Below are 1015 nucleotides of genomic sequence, written 5' to 3'. Positions count from 1 at the left end.
AGATCCGCTGCACGCTGGTGTGGGACAGGCCTGTGACAGCGGCCATCGAGCGCACGCTCCACTGCGTCGCTCGCGGCGGCTTCTCATGCAGGGTCATGTCGACAACCCGCTGGATCACCGCGGCCGTCAGGGGCTTGCGCCCTGGCGGGCGGGTGGCGTCCTTGAGAAGCCCGTCGACGCCCGCCTGCGCATAGCGGCGGCGCCAGCGCCTCACCGTCAGAGTGCTCGTGCCGACGCGGCCGGCGACCTCGGTAGCGCGCAGGCCCTCACCAGCCAGCAGAACAATCCGAGCCCGCCAGACGACCTTCTGGGATGTGTTGCGGTCACCGACCAAGCTCTCCAAGCGATCTCGATCAGCGGCGGGAACCTCAATGCGTTCGATCTTGCCCATCAGAGCAGGATCGCACGTCGGATCGGATTTCGGAATCACTCGTCAGTGACAGAACACTAGCAGCAGGATCGTTCCCCTATCCTCGGGCAGATTATTCAGCGCCCCTATGTCTTCTCAACATCCTCGGATTACGATCTAGCAGCGCGAGCAGAATGCGGGCTGGTCCCAGCGGCGAGCGGCGGCCCTGCTCTCAGTTGCGGATCGTGCCTACCGACACTCCGATGCGGCGGGCAAAGGTCGCCTGCGAGAGACCGGGTTTGTTCCGAATCGCACTTACGTCGATGGCGTAACGTATCTTGAGACCATCACCTAGGCTCTGGCCGTCATCTGTCAGGGCGAGCACTTCGCCCATGGTATGCTTCTATTCTCGACGAGAATGCGCCAGCGACGGGTGCACCAGCAAGCGATGCACTTCCTTCTATCGAATCGTCAAATCTGCGGCGCGTGATTACCTGGTGCTTACCGGTGCGAAGATCTGGAGATTTGTGCATAGGGTCTAGCACTACTTTGGCAGGTCTGAGGAACCAGGCGAGCCCTGCCAACGTCTTCTCTGAAGGATTGTTCGCGGGAGGTTGTCATGAGCACCTCAGTGGCGTGGGAACACGAACTTCAGTCCTGGCTTGA

At 61.5% G+C, this 1015-nt stretch carries 2 protein-coding genes; both read right to left on the bottom strand.

All coding sequences use genetic code 11. The features are described 5' to 3' along the window. The coding region (locus FS320_RS44075; protein ID WP_152713122.1) for a helix-turn-helix domain-containing protein at positions 1-391 on the bottom strand (391 nt) is incomplete at its 3' end. Between the two features lie 190 nt (positions 392-581). Further along, a complete protein-coding gene (locus tag FS320_RS47155; protein ID WP_202882975.1) occupies positions 582-743 on the bottom strand; it encodes a helix-turn-helix domain-containing protein in 162 nt (53 codons plus the stop codon). Positions 744-1015 lie beyond the last annotated feature (272 nt).

Origin of the sequence: Microvirga tunisiensis (assembly GCF_009296175.1) — a bacterium.
Taxonomy (GTDB): Bacteria; Pseudomonadota; Alphaproteobacteria; order Rhizobiales; family Beijerinckiaceae; genus Microvirga; species Microvirga tunisiensis.
Note: the sequence above shows the minus strand (reverse complement) of the source record. Positions and strands in the feature narration are given on the sequence as shown.